The 20,991-nt window shown below is 70.6% G+C and carries 13 protein-coding genes; 8 read left to right on the top strand and 5 right to left on the bottom strand.

The window, feature by feature from the left end:
- Positions 1-48: 48 nt before the first annotated feature.
- The 4 genes from ACTMTF_RS29185 to ACTMTF_RS29170 all read left to right on the top strand — a co-directional run bounded on the left by ACTMTF_RS29185 (position 49) and on the right by ACTMTF_RS29170 (position 5,320).
- On the top strand, positions 49-1,596 hold the full coding sequence (locus ACTMTF_RS29185; protein ID WP_441113545.1) for a serine/threonine-protein kinase: 1,548 nt from the start codon (positions 49-51) through the stop codon (positions 1,594-1,596).
- A complete protein-coding gene (locus ACTMTF_RS29180; RefSeq protein ID WP_441113544.1) occupies positions 1,593-2,576 on the top strand; it encodes a 2-hydroxyacid dehydrogenase in 984 nt (327 codons plus the stop codon). The genes ACTMTF_RS29185 and ACTMTF_RS29180 overlap by 4 nt, the downstream gene beginning before the upstream one ends.
- A gap of 121 nt (positions 2,577-2,697) precedes the next feature.
- On the top strand, positions 2,698-4,056 hold the full coding sequence (locus ACTMTF_RS29175; RefSeq protein ID WP_441113543.1) for an FAD-binding oxidoreductase: 1,359 nt from the start codon (positions 2,698-2,700) through the stop codon (positions 4,054-4,056).
- A 4-nt stretch (positions 4,057-4,060) separates the two neighbouring features.
- Positions 4,061-5,320, top strand: a complete 1,260-nt coding sequence (locus ACTMTF_RS29170; RefSeq protein ID WP_441113542.1) for a class I SAM-dependent methyltransferase — start codon at positions 4,061-4,063, stop codon at positions 5,318-5,320.
- Positions 5,321-5,367: 47 nt separating this feature from the next.
- Here the strand turns inward: ACTMTF_RS29170 and ACTMTF_RS29165 are convergent, their stop codons facing one another.
- Positions 5,368-6,903: a long-chain-fatty-acid--CoA ligase gene (locus ACTMTF_RS29165; protein ID WP_441113541.1), complete on the bottom strand. Its 1,536-nt coding sequence runs from the start codon at positions 6,901-6,903 to the stop codon at positions 5,368-5,370.
- 148 nt (positions 6,904-7,051) lie between these two features.
- On the opposite strand from ACTMTF_RS29165, the gene ACTMTF_RS29160 reads away from it, so the two are divergent.
- On the top strand, positions 7,052-8,593 hold the full coding sequence (locus ACTMTF_RS29160) for a GMC family oxidoreductase (RefSeq protein WP_441113540.1): 1,542 nt from the start codon (positions 7,052-7,054) through the stop codon (positions 8,591-8,593).
- 32 nt (positions 8,594-8,625) lie between these two features.
- On the opposite strand, the gene ACTMTF_RS29155 is transcribed toward ACTMTF_RS29160, so the two are convergent.
- Entirely contained in the window at positions 8,626-9,885 is a 1,260-nt protein-coding gene (locus ACTMTF_RS29155; protein ID WP_441113539.1) for a TRM11 family SAM-dependent methyltransferase, read from the bottom strand.
- 229 nt (positions 9,886-10,114) lie between these two features.
- On the opposite strand from ACTMTF_RS29155, the gene ACTMTF_RS29150 reads away from it, so the two are divergent.
- Entirely contained in the window at positions 10,115-11,356 is a 1,242-nt protein-coding gene (locus ACTMTF_RS29150; protein ID WP_441113538.1) for a cytochrome P450, read from the top strand.
- Positions 11,357-11,365: 9 nt separating this feature from the next.
- Here ACTMTF_RS29150 and ACTMTF_RS29145 read toward each other — a convergent pair whose 3' ends face one another.
- Positions 11,366-13,270, bottom strand: coding sequence for a hypothetical protein (locus ACTMTF_RS29145; RefSeq protein WP_441113537.1), 1,905 nt, complete (start codon positions 13,268-13,270; stop codon positions 11,366-11,368).
- Between the two features lie 446 nt (positions 13,271-13,716).
- Here ACTMTF_RS29145 and leuS point away from each other — a divergent pair, with 446 nt between their 5' ends.
- The gene (gene leuS, locus ACTMTF_RS29140; protein ID WP_441113536.1) at positions 13,717-16,170 is read left to right on the top strand and encodes a leucine--tRNA ligase; all 2,454 of its coding nucleotides are present in this window, start codon (positions 13,717-13,719) and stop codon (positions 16,168-16,170) included.
- 20 nt (positions 16,171-16,190) lie between these two features.
- On the opposite strand, the gene ACTMTF_RS29135 is transcribed toward leuS, so the two are convergent.
- Positions 16,191-17,159 carry a TIGR03557 family F420-dependent LLM class oxidoreductase gene (locus tag ACTMTF_RS29135; RefSeq protein WP_441113535.1) on the bottom strand — a complete coding sequence of 323 codons (969 nt, stop codon included), beginning with the start codon at positions 17,157-17,159 and terminating at the stop codon, positions 16,191-16,193.
- A 33-nt stretch (positions 17,160-17,192) separates the two neighbouring features.
- Positions 17,193-17,648 (bottom strand): hypothetical protein, encoded by a 456-nt coding sequence (locus ACTMTF_RS29130; RefSeq protein ID WP_441113534.1) that lies wholly within the window; start codon positions 17,646-17,648, stop codon positions 17,193-17,195.
- 172 nt (positions 17,649-17,820) lie between these two features.
- Here ACTMTF_RS29130 and ACTMTF_RS29125 point away from each other — a divergent pair, with 172 nt between their 5' ends.
- Positions 17,821-20,970, top strand: a complete 3,150-nt coding sequence (locus ACTMTF_RS29125; protein ID WP_441113533.1) for a S41 family peptidase — start codon at positions 17,821-17,823, stop codon at positions 20,968-20,970.
- Positions 20,971-20,991 lie beyond the last annotated feature (21 nt).

Raw genomic sequence — 20,991 nt, 5'->3', positions numbered from 1 at the left:
GGTATGGGAAACTTGCCCACTATTGTGGGTGGTCTACAGGGGTAGGACATGGTTTCGGATAGCAGCCGGTTGATCGCCAAGCGCTACGAATTACTACGCGAGCTTGGCCGTGGGGGAATGGGCGTGGTCTGGGAAGGCCAGGACACGTTGCTCAATCGGCAGTGTGCGATCAAAGAGGTGGTGCTGCCCGAGGGGCAGCCACGGGCCGAGCAGGAGCGGCAACTCGTCCGCACCGCGCGTGAGGCGCGGACGGCGGCCAAGCTGAACCATCCCGCCGTCGTGCAGATCTACGACGTGGTCGAGGAGGACGGCCGTCCCTGGATCATCATGGAGCTGGTGCACGCCTCCTCGGTCGAGGACGTCGTCGCCACCTCGGGCGCGCTTCCGGTACGGCAGGCGGCCGACGTGGGGCGGCAGGTGCTGTCGGCGCTGAGCGCGGCGCACGAGCTCGGCATCCTGCACCGTGACGTCAAGCCGAGCAACATCCTGCTGACCGCCGAGGGCCGGGCGGTGCTCACCGACTTCGGCATCGCCACCGCCGAAGGCGACTCCTCGCTCACCAGCACCGGCATGGTGACGGGCTCGCCGAGCTTCCTGGCCCCGGAGCGGGTGCGCGCCGCCGAGGCGGGCCCGGCCTCGGACCTGTGGTCGCTGGGCGCGACCCTCTACGCCACGCTGCTCGGGCGCTCGCCGTTCGAGCGGGGCGACCCCATGGCCACCCTCAACGCGCTGCTCAACGAGGAGCCGGACTACCGCCGGATCCCGCCGGCCATGCACCCGGTGCTCAAGGGGCTGCTGAGCAAGGAGCCCGAGGAGCGGCTGACCGCGCAGCAGGCCGACGAGATGCTGGCCGCGATCACCGCGACCAGGCCCGCCCACGTCGACCAGCTCGTGCCCGAGCCGGGACGGGCCAGGCGGCGCCGGACCAGCCGCGGCCTGATCGCCGCGGCCACGGCGGCGGTCTTGGTGGTGGCGGCCGGCACGGTCACCTACTTCAGGCTCGCCGGCCCCGCCGAGGGCGCGCCGCGGCTGACCCAGCACGTGGCGGCATCCACCAGCCCGGTGCCGAGCCCGTCGCCCACGCCCACGGTGAGCGCCACGCCCACGCCCACCCCGACGATCACGCCGGTCGTGCGGCGGGCGCCGGTACGGGCCTACACCTCGCGCGACGGCTGGTCGATCGCGCGGCCCACCGGCTGGCGGGGCGCGCGCGCCGAGTCGTACACCGAGTGGACGCGACGCGACGGGAGCGGCCATCTGGCCGTCGAGGCGGTCTACGCCAACCTCGACCCGCACCAGCTCCTGCGCGACGCCGAGGAGTCCCTCAAGCTCGACGCCGCGGAGGTGCGCAGCATCGGCCGCCGGACGGTCAGGCACCAGGGGGTCAAGGCCGTGGAGTGGGAGTTCACCTGGACCGCCGGCGCCGGCGGCGGCACGCCGTGGGCCGCGCAGGGGACGCGGTACCGCGAGGTGCGGCGCGCCGTGGCGATCGGCGACACGGCCTACGTCTTGTCCTGGACGGTCACCGAGCCTCAGTGGCGGCGTAACGCCAACCTGATGCGCAGAGTGATCGGGAGTTTTACGGTTAACGCATGAAACCGTGGCACCTCTTGGCGCTCCCGCCTCTGGACGAGGCCCTGATCCGCTCGCTACTCAAGCCGCTCGGAGACCGGGTCGAGGTCCGCGTGCCGGCCGCCCGTGACCGGGAGTCGATGCTGGCCGCGCTGCCCTCGGCGGAGATCGTGCTCGGCGACTGGACGGGGAAGCTGGCCCTGGACGGCGAGGCGGTCGCGGCGGCGCCCTGGCTGGCGTTCGTGCAGCAGCCCTCGGTCGGCGTGGACGGCCACGACCTGACCGCCCTGACCGCGGCGGGCGTCCCGGTGGCCAACACCGCGGGCGTCAGCGCCATCGCCGTCTCCGAATGGTGCCTGGCCGCCGCGCTGTCGCTGACGCGCAAGCTGGGCGAGGCGGACGCCGCCGTGCGCGCGGGCGATTGGCCGCAGCAGGGTCTGCGGCCGCGCGAGCTGCACGGCCAACGTGTCGGGATCGTCGGCTACGGCCCGATCGGCGTGGCCTGTGCCGCCCTGTTCCGGGCGCTCGGCTGCGAGGTGTCCTACTGGACGCGCACGCCGCGGGAGGATCCCGGCTACACCGACCTGGACACGCTGCTGGCCTCCAGTGACGTGGTGGTCGCGGTGATCGCCCTGGCGCCGGAGACGCGCGGCCTGATCGACCCGGCCCGGCTCAAGCAGGGCGCGATCCTGGTCAACGCGGCCAGGGGCGAGGTCGTCGACCAGCGGGCGCTGGTGGCCGCGCTGCGTGCGGGCCACCTGGCGGGAGCCGCGCTGGACGTCTTCGAGACCGAGCCGCTGCCGAGGGACGACCCGCTGCGCGAGCTGCCCGGCGTGCTGCTGTCGCCGCACGCGGCCGGGGTGACCCCGGAGTCCACCGGACGCCTGATCACGGTCACCGTGGACAACCTCACCGCCGCGCTCGACGGGCGCCAGGTGGCGAACGTGGTGAACGGCGTCTCGCCGATAATCCGAAGGAAATTCGCGGATTCGTCTGTTTTGTAGTGGTGCCGGCTGGCACGATCGAGAGTTTTCGTGTCTTTAACGACCCCGGTCTGTTCCGGGTCGAGTCAGGGAGATACCGTCTTCACGACGATCTCTACCGGCTCAAGGGGGTGCTTGCGTGATGACGACGATGTCGACACACCAACGGGCAGTAGAGCACATCAGGCAGTCGTACGCCGAGATTCCCGGCGACGCCGCGCCACGCCTGGCCAAGGCCACGTCCAACCTCTTCAGGTTCCGTGACTCGGGCAAGACGGCCAAGCTGTCGGCCAGAGACCTCGACGAGGTCATCAGCGTCGATCCCGAGACGCTCACCGCCGAGGTGCAGGGCATGACCACCTACGAGCACCTGGTGGACGCCACGCTGCCGCACGGGCTCATGCCGTACGTGGTCCCGCAGCTCAAGACCATCACCCTCGGGGGAGCGGTGACGGGACTGGGCATCGAGTCCACCAGCTTCAGGGACGGCCTGCCGCACGAGTCGGTGGAGGAGCTCGAGATCCTCACCGGCGACGGCCGGATCGTCGTGGCGCGCGCGGACAACGAGCACCAGGAGCTCTTCCGGGCGTTCCCCAACTCCTACGGCACGCTCGGCTACGCCCTGCGCATCAGGATCAAACTGCGCCGGGTCGAGCCGTACGTCCGGCTCACCCACATCCGCTTCACCGACGCCGACAAGTGCATGCTGGCCATGCAGGAGATCTGCGAGAGCCGGACGTACGACGGCGAGCCCGTCGACTTCGTGGACGGGGTCTACTTCGACCCGCAGGAGATGTACGTCACGGTCGGCCGCTTCGCCGACCGCGCGCCGTACGTCTCCGACTACACCGGCATGCGCATCTACTACCAGTCGATCCAGCAGCGCAACCGCGACTGGCTGACCGTCCGCGACTACCTGTGGCGCTGGGACACCGACTGGTTCTGGTGCTCGCGCGCCTTCGGCGTGCAGCAGCCGGTGGTCCGCTCGCTCATGCCGCGCCGCTGGATGCGCTCCGACGTCTACCGCAAGCTCGTCGCCCTCGACCGCCGCTACGGCGTGGTCGCGCGCGTCGACAGGTGGCGCGGCCAGCCGGTGCAGGAGTCGGTCATCCAGGACGTGGAGGTGCCGGTCGAGCAGGGCGCCCGGTTCCTGGAGTTCTTCCATGACAAGGTCGGCATGACGCCGGTGTGGATGTGCCCGCTGCGGGCCACCGGTGACTGGCCGCTCTATCCGCTCGAACCGGGCAAGTTGTACGTCAACTTCGGCTTCTGGGGCCTGGTCCCGTTGCCTCGGGGACAGTTCGACGGCTACTACAACCGGCTCATCGAGAGCTCAGTGCACGAGTTGGACGGGCACAAGTCTCTCTATTCGACGTCCTACTACGGCCGTGAGCAGTTCTGGCAGCTCTACAACGGCGACGCCTATTGGCCGGTCAAGCGGGAATACGACCCTCATGGTCGCCTGCTGGACCTGTACGACAAGTGTGTACGGGGAAGGTGATGAGATGGCTCTCGCGTCTCTCTTCGAGAAAATCGTCGGCTCTGACGCCAACATCGCGTTCACGGCCTACGACGGCAGCAAGGCGGGACCGGACGGCTCCGATGTCGCGCTGGAGGTGAAGTCGCCGATCGCGGTGGCCTATCTGGCACAGGCGCCCGGCGAGCTGGGGTTGTCCAGGGCGTTCGTGTCCGGTCACCTTGATGTGCGTGGTGATCTGTATACGTTGCTCGACCGCATGTGGAAAATCACCACCATCGACCTGACCGCGGCGGAGAAACTCGCCGCGGTTCGCTCGCTGGGGGTGAAGCCGCTGCTCATGCGGGTGCCGTCGCCGCCGCAGGAGATCCGCCAGAGCACGCTGGCCAGGCTCGGCTCCCAGCACGCCAAGCAGCGTGACGCCGAGGCGATCCACCACCACTACGACGTGTCCAACCGCTTCTACCGGTGGGTGCTCGGGCCGTCGATGGCCTACACCTGCGCGGTCTTCCCCGAGGAGTCCTCCTCGCTGGAGGAGGCGCAGTTCGCCAAGTTCGACCTGGTGTCGCGCAAGCTCGGCCTCAAGCCCGGCATGCGGCTGCTCGACGTCGGCTGCGGCTGGGGCGGCATGGTCATCCACGCGGCCAAGTACTACGGCGTCAAGGCCCTCGGCGTGACCCTCAGCAGGCAGCAGGCCGAATGGGCGCAGAAGGCCATCGCCGAGGCGGGGCTGCAGGATCTGGCCGAAGTCCGGTTCATGGACTACCGGGACGTCACCGAGTCGGGCTTCGACGCGGTGAGTTCCATCGGCCTGACCGAGCACATCGGCAGGGCCAACCTGACCTCCTACTTCAGCTTCCTGTACGGCAAGCTCAAGCCGGGCGGCCGCATGCTCAACCACTGCATCACCCGGCCCACCGGCAAGGAGAAGACGTTCAACAAGGGCGGCTTCATCAACCGCTACGTCTTCCCCGACGGTGAGCTGGAGTCGGTCGGCGTGCTGGTCAGGGAGATGGAGGACTGCGGCTTCGAGATCCGCCACCAGGAGAACCTCAGGGAGCACTACGCCAGGACGCTCAAGTTCTGGTGCGACAACCTGGAGGCCAACTGGGACGAAGCCGTCGCCGAGGTCGGCATGGGCACGGCCCGCGTCTGGGCCCTGTACATGGCGGGCTCCATCGTCGGCTTCGAACGCAACAAGGTCCAGCTGCACCAGGTCCTCGGCGTCAAGCTGGACCAGGACGGCCGCGCGGGTGTGCCGCTGCGTCCGTCGCTCGACTGGCCCTGATCCGCGTGCGCCTCGGGACCCTCCCTGGAGAGGGTCCCGGGACGGGATCAGCGGAGTTCGCGCTTGAGGATCTTGCCGGTGGCCGTCATCGGCAGCGTGTCGCGGAACTCGACGATGCGCGGATACTTGTACGCCGCCATGTTGTCGCGGCTCCAGGCGATGAGCTCCTCCTCGGTGAGCGAGGATCCGGGGACGCGGATGACGTACACCTTGATCTCCTCGCCGTGGGTGTCGTGCGGGACGCCCACGACGGCGGCGAGCGAGACGTCCTCGTGCGTGACCAGGACCTCCTCCACCTCCCGCGGGTAGACGTTGAAGCCGCCGCGGATGATCATGTCCTTGGCCCGGTCGATGATCGAGTAGTAGCCGTCGGCGTCCCGGGTGGCGATGTCGCCGGTGCGGAACCAGCCGTTGTTCATCACCTCGGCGGTGGCCTCGGGCCGGCCGTAGTAGCCCTTCATGATGTTGTGGCCGCGGATGGCGATCTCGCCGGGGCCCTCGCCGTCGACCGTCTTCCAGTCGTTGTCGATCAGCTTCATCTCCACGCCCCAGATGGGCGTGCCGATCGTGCCGGGCTTGGTGGGCCGGCCGAGCTGGTTGAAGCTGGCGACGGGGGAGGTCTCCGACAGGCCGTAGCCCTCCAGGATGCTCAGGCCGAAGGTCTTCTCGAAGTCCTTGAGCACCTCGACGGGGGAGGCGGAGCCGCCGGCCGCGGCGATCCTGAGCGAGGTGGGCACCGTCGCGTTCTCGGCGTGGATCTTGGAGAGCAGGGCCCAGTACATGGTCGGCACGCCGGCGAAGAAGGTGACCTCCTCCCGGCTCATGAGGGCGAGCGCCTCGCCGGGCTCGAAGCGCGCCATCAGCACCAGCGTGGCGCCCCGCATGAAGCCGGTGTTCATGCAGACCGTCTGGCCGAAGCTGTGGAATAGCGGCAGGACCGCGAGGTAGGTGTCGCCGCCGTCGGTGCGCGGGAACATCTTGTCGTTGACCATGACGTTCATCAGCATGTTCTGGTGGCTGAGCTCGGCGCCCTTGGGCTGGCCGGTGGTGCCGGAGGTGTAGAGGATCACGGCGGTGTCGTCGGCCGCGGTCTGCACCGTCTCGAACTCGCCTGACATCCCGCCCAGCGCCGCCCAGAACGACTCGCCGTACTCCGACTCCGTCGCCAGCGGCGTGGCGGGCAGCACGAAGAACTGCTCACACCCCTCGGCGCCCTCGAAGCCCGCCTTGCCCCGCTCGCCCAGCGGCAGCTCGGGGGTCCCCTCGAAGCAGAACAGGGCCTTGGCGTCGCTGTCGTTGAGGTGGTAGGTGATCTCCCGGGCCTGCAGCAGCACGTTCAGCGGCACCACGGTCGCCCCGGCCTTGAGGATGCCGAAGTAGACGAACGGGAAATAGGGCAGGTTGGGACAGGCGAGCGCCACCTTGTCGCCCTTGCCGATGCCACGGGACACCAGCAGGTTCGCGACCTGGCAGGCGACAGTCTCGATCATGGAGTACGGCAGGCGCATGTCACCGAAAACGATGGCGGTGCCGTCCGGGGTGTTCCTCGCACTGTCTTCCAGGACGCTCGACAGGTTCAGCATGTGTGCCTTCCTCCCCATGTTTGGCCTTCGCGCGACATCTTCGCAGCAACCCATACCGACCGGTAGGTGACAGAGGTCACAACTACGTATGGACGCGCCTCGCCACGTGGAGTAAGCAAGTACCAGGTTGCTCACCCTGGGAGGGGCCGTGGAGTACGACTACCTGATCGTCGGAGCCGGGTCGGCCGGATGCGTGCTGGCCAACAGACTCTCGGCGGACCCCGAGGTGTCCGTGGCACTGGTCGAAGCCGGAGGGAAGGACGACAAGCTGGAGATCCGCATGCCCGCGGGCTTCGCCAAGCTCTTCAAGACCGACTACGACTGGAACTTCACCACCGCCAAGCAGAGCGAGATGGCCGGCCGCGAGCTCTACTGGCCCAGAGGCCGCGTCATCGGCGGCTCCTCCTCGCTCAACGCCCAGATGTGGCTGCGCGGCTGCAGGCGCGACTACGACCAGTGGGCGGTCCCCGGCTGGTCCTACGAGGAGGTCCTGCCGTACTTCGCCAGGGCCGAGCGGCGCGTCGGCAGCAACCACGGCGAGGTGTACGGCTCGGCGGGGCCGCTGTTCATCTCCGAGCTGCGCAGCCCCAACGTCACCACCGCCGCCTTCCTGCAGGCGTGCGAGGAGCTCGGCATCCCCCGGCTGACCGAGATGAACGGCCCCTCCAACGACGGCTACGGCCCCACCCCCGTCACCCAGCAGCGCGGGCGCCGCTGGAGCGCCGCCGACGGCTACCTGCGCCCGGCGCGCAAACGCCCCAACCTGACGGTGCTCACCGGCACGAACGTGGAGCGCGTGATCTTCGACGGCACCCGCGCCACCGGCGTCCAGCACAGCGGCGGCACCGTGCTGCGGGCCAGGCGGGAGGTGATCCTGTCGGCGGGCGCGATCGGCTCGCCGTACCTGCTGCTGCGCTCGGGCGTGGGCGCGGCCGACGAGCTGCGCGACGCGGGCGTCCCCATCGTGCGCGACTCGCCGCAGGTGGGCAAGAACCTCCAGGACCACCTCTCGTCGGGGGTGTTCATCGCCTGCAAGCAGCCCGTCACCCTGACCAGGGCCGAGTCGATCGGCAACCTGCTGCGCTACCTCGTGCTGCGCTCCGGCATGCTCACCACGAACGTGGGCGAGGCCGTCGCCTTCCTCAGAACCTCGCCCGAGGAGCCGGCGCCGGACATCGAGCTGATCTTCGCGCCCGGCCCCTTCATCGACCACGGCCTCACCCCGCCCACCGCCCACGGCCTGACCGTCGGCGTCATCCTGCTGCAGCCGGAGAGCCGCGGCCGGGTCGGGCTGAACGGCCGCGAGGTGCTGATCGACCCCGGCTACCTGGCCAAGGAAGCCGACGTCAGGCGGCTGGTCGCCGGGCTGAAGGTGGCCCAGCAGGTCTTCACCACCACCGCGATGCAGCCGTACGCGGACGGTCCGATGGCGCCCTACACCGCGCCCGAGACCGACGACGAGCTGGCGCAGTGGGTGCGCGAGCGGGGCGAGACCCTCTACCACCCGGTCGGCACCTGCCGGATGGGCGCGGACGAGGAGTCCGTCGTGGACCCCGCCCTGAAGGTGCGCGGTGTCCAGGGGCTCAGGGTGGTGGACGCGTCCGTCATGCCGACGCTGAACCGCGGCCACACGCACGCCCCGGCCATCATGATCGGCGAAAAGGCGGCCGACCTGATCACCCGGCACTGAGCCTGGCCCAGTGCCGGGTGACCGGCGTGGGCTCAGGGCCGTCGGGACCCGATGCGGCCTTGTTTTCTGAGCACCGCGATCACCGGGTGCCGCCCCATCAGGCTCACCTCCAGCCGCCGGACCGGCGCGAACCCGGGCGGGTCCGCCGCCATGTCGTGCAGCAGGGCCACCACCAGGCCGTCGTCGGCCAGCACCCGGCGCACCTGCCGCCACAACCGCCCGGGGTCTCGCGTGAGCAGGCCCTTGGGAGGCACCTGCAGTCCCCACGGCGGGTTCACCAGCACCCGGTCCACGCTCCCGTCCGCCACCGGTATCCGCCCGGCGTCGGCCACTCCCCAGGCCGGCCGTCCGGCCGTGGGCATGCGGGCGGCGTTCGCGGCGGCGGTGGCCACCGCGCCCGGGTCGTGGTCCAGCCCGAGCAGCCGGGCGTGCGGCGCGAGCACACCCGCCTCGATCAGCGTGGTCCCGGCACCACAGCAGGGATCGAGCACCGTAAGCCGCTCATCGCGCCCGCCGGGCCCACCGAGTCCGCCCGGTCCACCGAGTCCGCCCGGTCCACCTGGTCTGCTCGGTCCACCTGGTCTGCTCGGTCCATCCAGCCCGCCGGGCCCATCGAGCTTGCTGGGTCGGCTGAGCCCGCCGAGTTCGGCCATGGCGGCGGCCAGCGGCGGGTGCAGGGTGCCGGCGATCGAGTCGATCTTGTACGGCCTGCGATGCAACGGTCTGCCGGAGGCGCGCAGGGCGATGAGCGCCCGTTCACCCTCGATCGTCACCCGCCAGGCCATCGACCCACGCGGCGGCACCCCGCCCCGTGCTCGCGAGTGGTACGGCAGGCACAGCCGCCCGCCGAGCTCCTCGCCAACGGCATCCTCGATCTCGAACCGCGTGTAGTTGCGCCGCCCCACGAACGACGCCGACACCTCCAGCCCCGGCACACGGCCCGGTCCCGATGGCGGCGTCACCGGCCCAGGCTCGTCGTCGGATGCCCGGGTGTGCCCGGTCAAGCGCGTGGTGTCGAGGTCGCGGGCCGCCTGAGACAGGCGGCGTAGGGCCGATCGGTCGTGGCCGATGCCGTCGACGACGGCCGCCGCGAGCAGGACGTCGTCGGCGGTTCGCAGTCCCAGCAGGGCGGGGACGGGGGTGGCGGGCTCTAACCAGACCTCGCGGTGGCGAAGCTCGCGGACGGTGCCGAGCCGGCGGCGGTGGACTTCCGCGGCGACCAGTGGCTCGATGCCACGCACCGTCCTGGCGACGACAAGGGCAGGACTGACCGCGGACAGCGGAGTATGCACGTACTTTCTCCCACGAAGCGACCCGGGACGGCGGTCGGCCGTCCCGCATCACCGGCGGTGGGGTCGTCCGCGACCCGCCGGCGGGTCGCTAGCGGAGGAAGAAGTAGTACGTCACGCGGGGAACCATAGCGATCATCCGGCGCGCGTTTCAACAGGTTTTCCTGCCGCGTACGTACGGTGTACGTGCCAAAGCATTGACGTACGTGCCCCCGACTCTAAGGATGGCCTCATGAGCGTCGTTGACTTCGACCTGTCGGACAGCCTCTTCTGGGCCAAGCCCATGGCGGAGCGCGAGCAGGCGTTCGAGCTGCTGCGCGGGCTGCGGACGCCGGCCTTCTTCGAGGAGCCCGAGATCTCCTTCGCGCCCAGGGGCCCCGGCTACTACGCCCTGGTCAAGCACGCCGACATCCTCGAAGCCAGCCGCACCCCCGACGTCTTCAGCTCCGGCCAGGGCGGCGCGACGAACATCCCGGACATGCCGGCGGAGTTCGCCGAGTACTTCGGCTCCATGATCAACATGGACGATCCACGGCACGCGCGTCTGCGCCGGATCGTCTCCCGCGCCTTCACGCCCAAGATGATCAAGCAATTCGAGGCCGACGTGGAGAGCGCCGCCACGAAGATCGTCGACGACCTGCTGGCCAAGGGTCCCGGCTGTGACTTCGTCACCGAGGTCGCCGCCCGCCTGCCCCTGAAGATCATCTGCGACATGATGGGCATCCCGGAGCGCGACTACGGCTTCGTCTTCGACCGCTCCAACGTGATCCTCGGCGGGTTCGACCCCGAGTACGCCGGCAACGACCTCGACAAGATCGCCGAGCGACTGCTCACCGCCGGCATGGAGCTGCAGCAGCTCGTCCAGGACCTGGCCGCCCAGCGTGCCGAGGACCCCACCGACGACCTGACCTCGTCACTGGTCAACGCCAACATCGACGGCGAGCGGCTGACCATGCAGGAGCTGGGCTCGTTCTTCATCCTGCTGGTCGTCGCGGGCAACGAGACCACCCGCAACGCCATCTCGTACGGACTGCGCCTGCTCACCCGCAACCCCGACCAGCGGGCGCTGTGGCTGAGCGACTTCGACCACCACACCCCCACGGCGGTCGAGGAGATCGTCCGGCTCGCCTCGCCGGTCAACTTCATGCGCCGCAAGGTCACCCGCGACCACGAGATGAACGGTCACCTCTACCGCGAGGGCGAGAAGGTCCTGCTGTACTACTGGGCCGCCAACCGGGACGCCGAGGTGTTCGCCGACCCGGGCCGGTTCGACGTCACCCGCCGGCCGAACCCGCACGTCGGGTTCGGCGGCCCCGGGCCGCACTTCTGCCTGGGCGCCCACCTGGCCCGCCGCGAGATCACCGTGATGTTCCGGGAGCTGCTGAGCCGGGTGCCGCAGATCGAGGGCGGCAGTCCCGACCGGCTGCACTCCAGCTTCATCAACGGCATCAAGCACATGGAGTGCACGTTCTGACCCGGCCGGTCAGCCCTGGCTGAGGCTGAGTCGCTTCACCACGGTGTTGATGTCGGGCAGGAGGGCCTTGCCCTCCGCCGGGATCGACATGTAGACGATCGCCGGCACCTCGCCGCCGGTGTTGATCGCGGCCGTGACGATGGTGGCCTTCTCGGTGGGGGAGGTCAGCGAGTAGGCCATCAGCCTGCCCGTGGCGTCGCCCACCTTGATCGACTGCTGGGCGATCTTGCGGACCGTGTTGCCCTCCGGGAACAAGCGCTTGCGCGCGTCCACCACGACGGCCTTGATCACCGGCTCCAGGTCGTCGGGAGTGGTGTAGTAATCGGTCAGCCGGCTGGGCAGCGGACCGGTGAGGATCTGGCCGGCGGTGTCCGCGTCGATCAGCGCGTACTGGCGGGTGTCGAAGCCGTAGGTGCCCTTGACCGTGGACCGTTGGTCGAGCCGCCAGGTGCCGCCGAGGCGCGGGACGGTGATCCCCGCCTGGGCGTTCGGCACCGTGCCGATCACCGGGGCGGCCTTGCCCCGGTACCTCGGCAGCCGGCCGATCGCGTTCACCGGCTTCTTCGTCGGCGCGGCGGGGGGCGTGGACTTGGTGACCGCCACGTCCGTCTTGGGCGGCTCCTCGCCTGCCAGCGGGCCCGCGAGGAACGCCCACAGCAGCGCGGCGACGAGCGCGATGGCCACCGAACCGGCCAGCGCGTAGATCCAGATGGGCTTGCCCGGGTCGTCCAGCGACTCCGGCTCGCCCATCGCCTGGTAGTTGTCGCCGAAAACGGTGTTCCAGAGCTCCTGCTGACGCTCGGGCGGCGGGGTGCGCGAGCCGCTGATCTGCCCCGCCGTCACGAACGGCCGGTCCGGGTCGGAGGGGTCGCGGCTCAGGTTGTGCCCCGGCCTGCCCTGCTCCGGATGCTGCTCGCCGGGCCGGCCGCCGTCCTGGCCGGGCCGCTCGTCCACCCGGCCGCCCGGCTGCCCACCCGGGTGCCCGTTCTGCTGCCCGCCCGGGTGTCCGCCCGGATGCCCGCCCGGGTGCCCGTTCTGCTGGCCGTACGTCATGGTCCGGTCATCGGCGGGACCGCCGCCCGGACCGCGCGGCGTCGCGCGGTCGTCGAGCGGGGTGGCGGCCTGGTGACGCGGCGCGGCGGCGCGCTCGTCCAACGGAGAAACTCCCTGTCCGTACACCGCTGTCCCTCTGTCGTCCAGCGGAGTCTGGTCGTGCGTCGCGTTGTAGGTGCTCGCCCGCTCGTCCCGCGGCGGCGAGGTCTGGTCGTACGGCCCGGCGCGGTCGTGCGGGGGCATGGCGCCGGGCAGGGTCTGGTCGTGCGGCGGTGTGGGGGCCCGGTCGTAGGCGGCGCTCGCGTGGGCGGCGTCGTGCTGCGGCCAGGGGGCCGGGGAGGAGAGGTTGGCCCAGGCGGCGGCTTGCTTGGCGGGGGCTTCGGCCCAGGCCGGGACGGGGTCGTGCACGGGCGGCTCCGGCCAGGGGTCCTGGGCGGGCGACGACGTGCGGGCGCCGGCACCGGGTCCGGTGACGTGCGCGGGTGACGTGCCCGGTCCGGTGCCGTAGGCGGGTGACGACGCGCCGGGACCGGGGCCGTGAGCGGGTGAGGTTTCGGGGCGGCCGCCTTGGGAGCCGTGCGCGGGCTGGGAGGTCTCCGGCCAGGAGGGCTGGGGCTGCGGCGAGCTCTGCGGCCAGCCGGTGGGCACCTCGTCGCGGGCGGGCTCCGGCCAGCCGGCCTGCGCCTCGCGGGATGCCGGCTCCGGCCAGGACGGGGCGGACTGCTGCGGGCCCGCGCCGGCCGAGGGCCAGGAGGTCGGGACGTCGTTCCGCGGGGGCTCCGGCCAGGCGGGGGCGTCCCGCTGCGGTGCCTCGGGCCAGGACGGCGGCAGGTGGGGTGCTCCGGAATTCTCCGTTGCCATTGCTGCCGGCCCTCCCGAGTTACTGTCCGACTTCGACGTGTCATGCATGATCTCATGGGATCTTCTAGGAGATCCTGCCGGTTCCGCAGGGAAACGGGCGAAGCCGTGCGGATCGGTCGGCGGATCCTGCATGGGCAGGTCGGCCTCCGAGCGTTCTGGCTCAGCTGGATGCACCACGGCGACGACAGTATTCTAAAGGGACATATGAGGTCACAACGGATAGATCACCATCAGATCTCACCAGACCTGAAGGGTCCATTGTGCCCCCGTACCTCGATCGACCGTCTGCATTCTGCCGAAGACGTGCGCTAGGCTTGACCTATGCGTTCCGCGACCCTGCTTCTTAGCGGGCCGCGACGGCTCTGAGCATCTCGCCGTCGCGGCTACCCCTCGTTGCGCACGAGGGGTTTTCTTATGGGTCCGAGTCAATCAGAAGGACGACCGCCGTGAGTGAGTACGACCCGCAGGCGCTGCAGGCCAAGTGGCAGCAGCGATGGGAGGAGCTGGACCCGTTCCGGGCGAGCGAGGACGCCGCCGACACCCGCGAACGGCGCTACGTGTGCGACATGTTCCCCTATCCCTCGGGTGACCTCCACATGGGCCACGGCGAAGTGTTCGCCATCGCCGACGTGGTCTCGCGCTACTGGTTCCAGCAGGGCTACAACGTCCTGCACCCGATCGGCTGGGACTCCTTCGGCCTGCCCGCGGAGAACGCCGCGATCAAGCGCAACGCGCACCCCGCCGAGTGGACCTACGCCAACATCGAGACGCAGGCCAACTCCTTCAAGCGCTACGGCGTCTCCTTCGACTGGTCGCGCCGCCTGCACACCAGCGACCCCGACTACTACCGCTGGAACCAGTGGCTGTTCAACCGGTTCTTCGAGCGCGGCCTGGCCTACCGCAAGGGCGGCCTGGTCAACTGGTGCCCCAACGACCAGACGGTGCTGGCCAACGAGCAGGTCGTGGCCGGCAAGTGCGAGCGCTGCGGCGCCGACGTGATCAGGCGCGAGCTGACGCAGTGGTACTTCAAGATCACTGACTACGCGCAGCGGCTGCTGGACGACATGGACGAGCTGGAGGGCGGCTGGCCCGAGCGCGTGATGACCATGCAGCGCAACTGGATCGGCCGCTCGGAGGGCGCCGACGTGCTGTTCGAGATCGAGGGCCGCGACGAGCCGGTCCACGTCTACACCACGCGCCCCGACACCCTGTTCGGCGCCACCTTCTTCGTGGTCGCGGTGGACGCCGCGCTGGCCGAGGAGATCGTCACCGACGAGCTGCGCCCGGCCTTCGAGGCATACCGCGCCGAGGTCGCCAAGCTGAGCGACATCGAGCGGCTGTCCACCGACAAGGACAAGTCCGGCGTCTTCCTGGGCCGCTACGCGATCAACCCGGTCAACGGCGAGCGCATCCCGGTCTGGGCCGCCGACTACGTCCTGTCCGACTACGGCCACGGCGCCATCATGGCCGTCCCCGCGCACGACCAGCGCGACCTGGACTTCGCCATGAAGTTCCGGCTGCCGGTGAAGGTCGTCGTGCACACCGGCCTGGCCGACCCGGGCGAGACCGGCGTCGCCACCCCGGGCGAGGGCAAGCTGGTCAACTCCGGCCCGCTGGACGGCCTGACCAAGACGGAGGCCATCGCCAAGATCATCGATATTCTGGAGGTCGACCGCAGGGGAGAGGGCACGGTCAACTTCCGGCTGCGCGACTGGCTGCTGTCCAGGCAGCGCTTCTGGGGCACGCCGATCCCGATCATCCACTGCCCCGACTGCGGCGAGGTGCCCGTCCCCGACGAGCAGCTGCCCGTCACCCTGCCCGACCTGCGCGGCGAGGCCCTGTCGCCCAAGGGCGTCTCCCCGCTGGCCAGCGCCACCGAGTGGGTCAACGTCGAGTGCCCCAAGTGCGGCGGCGCCGCCAAGCGCGACACCGACACGATGGACACCTTCGTCGACTCCTCCTGGTACTTCCTGCGTTACTGCTCGCCCGGCTACACCGAGGGCCCGTTCGACGTCGAGCAGGTCCGCAAGTGGGGCCCGATCGACCAGTACGTCGGCGGCGTCGAGCACGCGGTGCTGCACCTGCTGTACGCGCGCTTCTTCACCAAGGTCCTGCACGACATGGGCATGGTCAGCTTCACCGAGCCGTTCCGGCGGCTGCTGAACCAGGGGCAGGTGATCAACGGCGGCAAGGCCATGTCGAAGTCCCTGGGCAACGGTGTGGACCTGGGCCAGCAGATCGACGACTTCGGTGTGGACGCGGTGCGCCTGACCATGGTGTTCGCCGGGCCGCCGGAGGACGACATCGACTGGGCCGACCTGTCGCCGGCCGCGTCGCAGAAGTTCCTGGCCCGCGCCTTCCGCGTCATGGACGAGGTGGCGAGCCCGCCCGGAGTCTCCTACGACGGCGGTGACCCGGCGCTGCGCAAGGTCACCCACCACACCATCGACGAGGTCACCAAGCTGCTGGACTCCTACCGCTTCAACGTCGCGGTGGCGCGCCTGATGGAGCTGACGTCGGCCGCCCGCAAGGCGATCGACTCCGGCCCCGGCGCGGCCGACCCGGCGGTGCGTGAGGCCGCGGAGGCACTGGCGGTCATGCTGTCGCTGGTGGCGCCCTACACGGCCGAGGAGGGCTGGGAGCGGCTGGGCCACACCGGCGGCACCGTCGCCAAGGCCGGCTGGCCTGCCGCCGACCCGGCGCTGCTGGTGCAGGAGTCGGTGACCTGCGTCGTGCAGGTGGCGGGCAAGGTGCGCGACCGGCTGGAGGTCTCGCCCGACGTCTCCGAGGACGAGCTGCGCGAGCTGGCGCTGGCCTCGGAGAAGGTCCAGGCCCACCTGCGGGGCACGCCTCGCAAGATGATCGTGCGTGCCCCGAAGCTGGTCAACATCGTTCCCTGATCCCCGCGTCGCGCCGTCTCTCACAGGCGGCGCAGCGCGGGCAGCAGTTTCTCCTGCGCCCAGCCGAAGAACGGCTCCTGCTGGTCGGCGCCGATCTGCACGAGCGCGAGGTGCGTGTAGCCGGCCTCGACGTACTTCCTGGCCGCCTCGACGACCGCGTCCACGTCGTCGCCGCACGGCACGCTCCGTGCGACGTCGTCGGGCCGTACCGTGCCGGCGGCGGCCTCGAAGTTGACCGGGCCGGGCAGCTCGGCCATGACCTTCCAGCCGCCCACCGCCGACCAGCGCCACAGCCGGTGGGCGCGTTCCTTGGCGGCTTCGGCGTCGGTGTCGTACGAGACGGGGAGCTGGCCGTACACCGGCTTGCCCGCGCCTCCGGCGGCCCTGAAGCGCTCCACCACGTCCGGCATCGGTTCGTTGATCACCAGACTGTCCCCGTACTCGGCGGCGAGCCGCGCCGAGGCGCCGCCGGAGGCGGCGATGCCGATCGGGACCGGGGAGGCGGGCAGGTCGTACAGTTTGGCCGAGTCCACGTCGTAGAACTCGCCCTGGAAGGTGACGTAGTCACCGCCGAACAGCTCGCGGATGATCCGTACCGCCTCGCTGAGCATGCGGTGCCGGACGTCGACGGAGGGCCAGCCCTCGCCGATCACGTGCTCGTTCAGGTTCTCGCCGGCGCCCAGGCCGAGGGTGAAGCGGCCCTGGGTGAGCTCGCCCATGGTGGCGGCCTTCTGCGCCACCACGGCCGGGTGGTAGCGCATGAGCGGGCAGGTCACGTAGGTCATCAGCGGCAGGCGCTCGGTGGCGTGCGCGGCCGCGCCGAGGACCGACCAGGCGTACGGTGAGTGGCCCATCTCCTCGATCCACGGGAAGAAGTGGTCGGAGATGACCGCGTAGTCGAAGCCGGCTCGCTCCGCCATGGCGGCGAAGTCCACCAGCCGGCGGGCGGGTGTCTGTTCGCACATCAGGGTGTAGCCGAATTCTGGCATGCTGTCCGAACTACCCTGATTTGTCCGGGCTAGTTATCGTTCGGCGACGATCACCGGCCGCAGGTGGGCCTGGCGGTCGCCGAGCTCCTCCAGCACCAGGCTGAGCCCGATGCCCAGCAGCCAGATGTCCTTGGACACGGCGAGGCCCTGCTGGGTGGGCCGGATGCTGCCCTCCTCGCGCATGCCGGGCGTCCTGAGATACAGGCCGATCAGCCCGCCCGCGAACGCGGTGACCGCGGCCCCGGCAAGCAGCGGTGGCACCACCGGGATCAGCAGGGCGGTGCCGAGCGCGATCTCGGCCTTCGACAGCAGCCGGGTGAACCGCTGCGGGTCCAGCTTGGACAGGAAGGGATAGGTGTTCGAGGCCATGCCGTGCAAGCCCGCGGCGGTCGGCTCGTCGGCCTCGGCCTTGCTCAGGCCGGAGTTCAGGAAGAAGGCCCCGGTCGCCAGGCGGAGCGGGATCTGGTGGGTGCGGGTGAAGAATCGCATGAAAGCCTCACATCTGTACGAAGCGGACGCGAGCCCTCTTCCCTCGCCCCTTTCTCGTATCCACGCCGGTGAGGGTCTTGACCCGCTTCCGAACCGGGCCAGGGCCGGTTTCGGCTCAGGGCGGCGAGATTTTTATGAACCCATGGCTGGGACCTGCTATTAGGGTTCAGCTGTGACAACTGGCGCTTACCTGAGATACCCCCATCTATGCGGTGACCTGGTCACCTTCGTAGCGGATGACGACGTCTGGCTCGCCCCCGTGACCGGCGGCAGGGCCTGGAGGTTCACCGCTGACCGGACCCCCGTGTCGAACCCGAGATTCTCCCCCGACGGCGGCCACCTCGCCTGGACGAGCAGCCGCGAAGGCGCCCCCGAGGTGTTCGCCGCCGAGCTCGACGGCTCGCAGGGCGAGCGGCTGACCCACTGGGGCGCCCCGACCACCCAGGTGCGCGGCTGGAGCGCCGACGGGCGGGTGCGTGCGGTCAGCGCCACCGGCCAGGGCGGGCGCATCAGGACCTGGGCGCACGAGATCCCGCTCGACGGCGGCCCCGCGACCCGCCTGCCGTACGGATGGGTGAGCGACCTGTCCACCAGCGGTGACCGTGTGGTCACCGTGTCGCCGATGTTCCGCGACCCGTCGAGCTGGAAGCGCTACCGGGGCGGCACGGCCGGCAAGATCTGGGTCGACGCCGAAGGCTCCGGCGAGTTCACCCGCCTGTTCGCCGGCAACGCCGCCCAGCACTGGGCGGCCATGTGGGTGGGCGACAGGATCGCCTTCCTCGCCGACACCGACGGCATCGGCAACCTCTACTCCTGCCTGCCCGACGGCTCCGACCTGCGCCGCCACAGCACCCACGAGGAGTTCTACGCCCGCCACGCCACCACCGACGGCGAGCGGGTCATCTACGGCCACGCCGGCGACCTGTGGCTGCTGGAGAGCCTGGACGCCGAGCCGTACCCCCTGGAGGTCAACCTCAGCGGCCCCCGCCCCGCCCGCGCCAGGAAGCCCGCGCCGGCCCGCGTCGGCGCCTTCTCGCCCGACACCACCGGACGGGCCAGCGCCGTGGAGATCCGCGGCACCGCCCACTGGCTCACCCACCGCGACGGCCCCGCCGGAGCGCTGCGCGTCCAGCCCGGAGTCAGGGTACGGCTCCCGCGCGCGCTCGACGCCGACGGCCACGCCATCTGGGTGTCCGACGCCACCGGTGAGGACGGGCTGGAGATCGGCAGCCCCGGCGGCGAGATCCGCACCCTGGCCGCCGGCGAGCTCGGCCGCGTCCTCGACCTGGCCGCCGCGCCCGACGGCAAGCACGCCGCCGTCGCCACCCACGACGGGCGGCTGCTCGTCGTCGACCTGGAGAGCGGGCAGCTCCGGGAGCTCGACCGCACCGCGCACGGCGACATCAGCGGCCTGACCTTCTCACCCGACTCCGTCTGGCTGGCCTGGGTGCACCCGCACCAGGAACCGCTGTCCCAGATCAAGATCGGCCGCGTCGACGGCACCTCGTCGATCGAGGTGACCCCGCTGCGCTTCTCCGACTACGGCCCGGTCTTCACCAAGGACGGCAAGCATCTGGCGTTCCTGTCGGTCCGGACGTTCGACCCGGTCTACGACGCGCACGTGTTCGACCTGTCGTTCCCCACCGGCTGCCGGCCGTACCTCGTGCCCCTGCGCGCCACCACGCCCTCCCCGTTCGACCCCAGCCTGCAGGGGCGCGGCTTCAACGGCGAGGACGACCAGCCGCCCGCGGACGACAAGCAGAAGGACGACGCCCCGCCGCGCACCGAGGTCGACCCCGAAGGGCTGCAGTCCCGGGTGGTGCCGGTCCCGGTGCCCGCCGCCAACTACGGCAACCTGCGCACCGCCAAGGACGCGCTCGTCTGGCTCCGCCACCCGCTCACCGGCCGGCTCGGCGACGGCACCGAGAGCACCGGCGAGATCGTCCTGGAACGCTACGATCTCAAGAAGCGCGCCAAGTCCGAGCTCGGCAAGGAGTTCAAGGCCTTCGAGGTCAGCGGCGACGGCACCCGGCTCGTCGGCAACGGCAAGAACGGCCTGCAGACCCGCCCCGCCACCGACGGCGACGACACGGTCGGCATCGACCTCGACCGGATCGCCGTCCAGCTCGACCCCATCGCCGAATGGCGGCAGGGCTACCACGAAGCCGGCCGGCTCATGCGCGACCACTACTGGCGCGAGGACATGAACGGCGTCGACTGGCAGGGCGTGCTCGACCGCTACGCGCCCCTCGTCGAGCGCATCGGCACCCACTCCGAGCTGATCGACCTGCTCTGGGAGGTGCAGGGCGAGCTCGGCACCTCCCACGCCTACGCCATCGCCGGCGGCGCGCACCTCGACCCGCGCCGCCGCCAGGGCCTGCTCGGCGCCGACCTCACCCGCGACCCTGACGGGGTGTGGCGCGTCGAACGCATCCTGCCGGGCGAGTCGTCCGACCACGACGCCCGCTCGCCGCTGCTCGCCCCCGGCGTGGCCGTACGCGAGGGTGACGCCATCACCGCCGTGAACGGCCGCCCCGTCGACGCCATCCGCGGCCCCCTGCCGCTGCTCGCGGGCACCGCCGACCACCCCATCGAGCTGACCGTGCGGCCCGCGACGGGCGGCGACCCGCGCAAGGTCGTCGTCACCCCCATCGCCGACGAGACCCGGCTGCGCTACCACGACTGGGTCGCGAGCCGCCGCGCCCACGTCAGGCAGGCGTCCGGGGGCAGGCTCGGCTACCTGCACGTCCCGGACATGGTGGCCTCCGGCTGGGCGCAGTTCCACCGCGACCTGCGTACGGAGATGGCCTTCGAGGGGCTCGTCGTGGACGTACGCGAGAACGGTGGCGGGCACGTCTCCGAGCTCGTGCTGGAGAAGCTGTCGCGGCGGGTCACCGGCTGGATGCGGGCACGCGGCTACGAGCCCATGCGCTACCCCGGGGACTCACCGCGCGGCGCCATCGTCACCGTCACCGACGAGTTCGCCGGCTCCGACGGCGACATCGTCAGCGCCGGCATCAAGAACCGCGCCATCGGCCCCCTCGTCGGCGTCCGCACCTGGGGCGGCGTGATCGGCATCGACTCGCGCTACTCCCTCGTCGACGGCACCGTCGTCACCCAGCCCCGCTACTCGTTCTGGCTGGAAGGCCACGGCTGGGGCGTGGAGAACCACGGCGTCGACCCGGACGTCGAGGTGGTCATGGCCCCGCACGACCGGGTCGCGGGGCGTGACCCGCAGCTGGACAAAGCGGTCGAGCTCGCCCTCGCCGCCCTGGAGGAGCACCCCGCGGCCAGCCCTCCGGACCTCCCGCCGCTGCCGTAGGGCAGCTGCGCGGCGGTTGCC

The sequence above is a fragment of the Nonomuraea sp. ZG12 genome (assembly GCF_052068115.1).
In the GTDB taxonomy this organism is placed as follows: Bacteria; Actinomycetota; Actinomycetes; order Streptosporangiales; family Streptosporangiaceae; genus Nonomuraea.
The sequence above is the reverse complement of the archived record's forward strand: the minus strand, read 5'-3'. Positions and strand labels throughout refer to the sequence as shown.

What these genes read in the sequence shown, in the direction of transcription:
- ACTMTF_RS29150 (WP_441113538.1), top strand. Translation starts at nt 10,115, where the DNA reads ATGAGCGTCGTTGACTTCGACCTGTCGGACAGCCTCTTCTGGGCCAAG.
- ACTMTF_RS29145 (WP_441113537.1), bottom strand. Translation starts at nt 13,270, where the DNA reads ATGGCAACGGAGAATTCCGGAGCACCCCACCTGCCGCCGTCCTGGCCC.
- ACTMTF_RS29165 (WP_441113541.1), bottom strand. Translation starts at nt 6,903, where the DNA reads ATGCTGAACCTGTCGAGCGTCCTGGAAGACAGTGCGAGGAACACCCCG.
- ACTMTF_RS29170 (WP_441113542.1), top strand. Translation starts at nt 4,061, where the DNA reads ATGGCTCTCGCGTCTCTCTTCGAGAAAATCGTCGGCTCTGACGCCAAC.
- ACTMTF_RS29175 (WP_441113543.1), top strand. Translation starts at nt 2,698, where the DNA reads ATGACGACGATGTCGACACACCAACGGGCAGTAGAGCACATCAGGCAG.
- ACTMTF_RS29130 (WP_441113534.1), bottom strand. Translation starts at nt 17,648, where the DNA reads ATGCGATTCTTCACCCGCACCCACCAGATCCCGCTCCGCCTGGCGACC.
- ACTMTF_RS29135 (WP_441113535.1), bottom strand. Translation starts at nt 17,159, where the DNA reads ATGCCAGAATTCGGCTACACCCTGATGTGCGAACAGACACCCGCCCGC.
- ACTMTF_RS29185 (WP_441113545.1), top strand. Translation starts at nt 49, where the DNA reads ATGGTTTCGGATAGCAGCCGGTTGATCGCCAAGCGCTACGAATTACTA.
- ACTMTF_RS29180 (WP_441113544.1), top strand. Translation starts at nt 1,593, where the DNA reads ATGAAACCGTGGCACCTCTTGGCGCTCCCGCCTCTGGACGAGGCCCTG.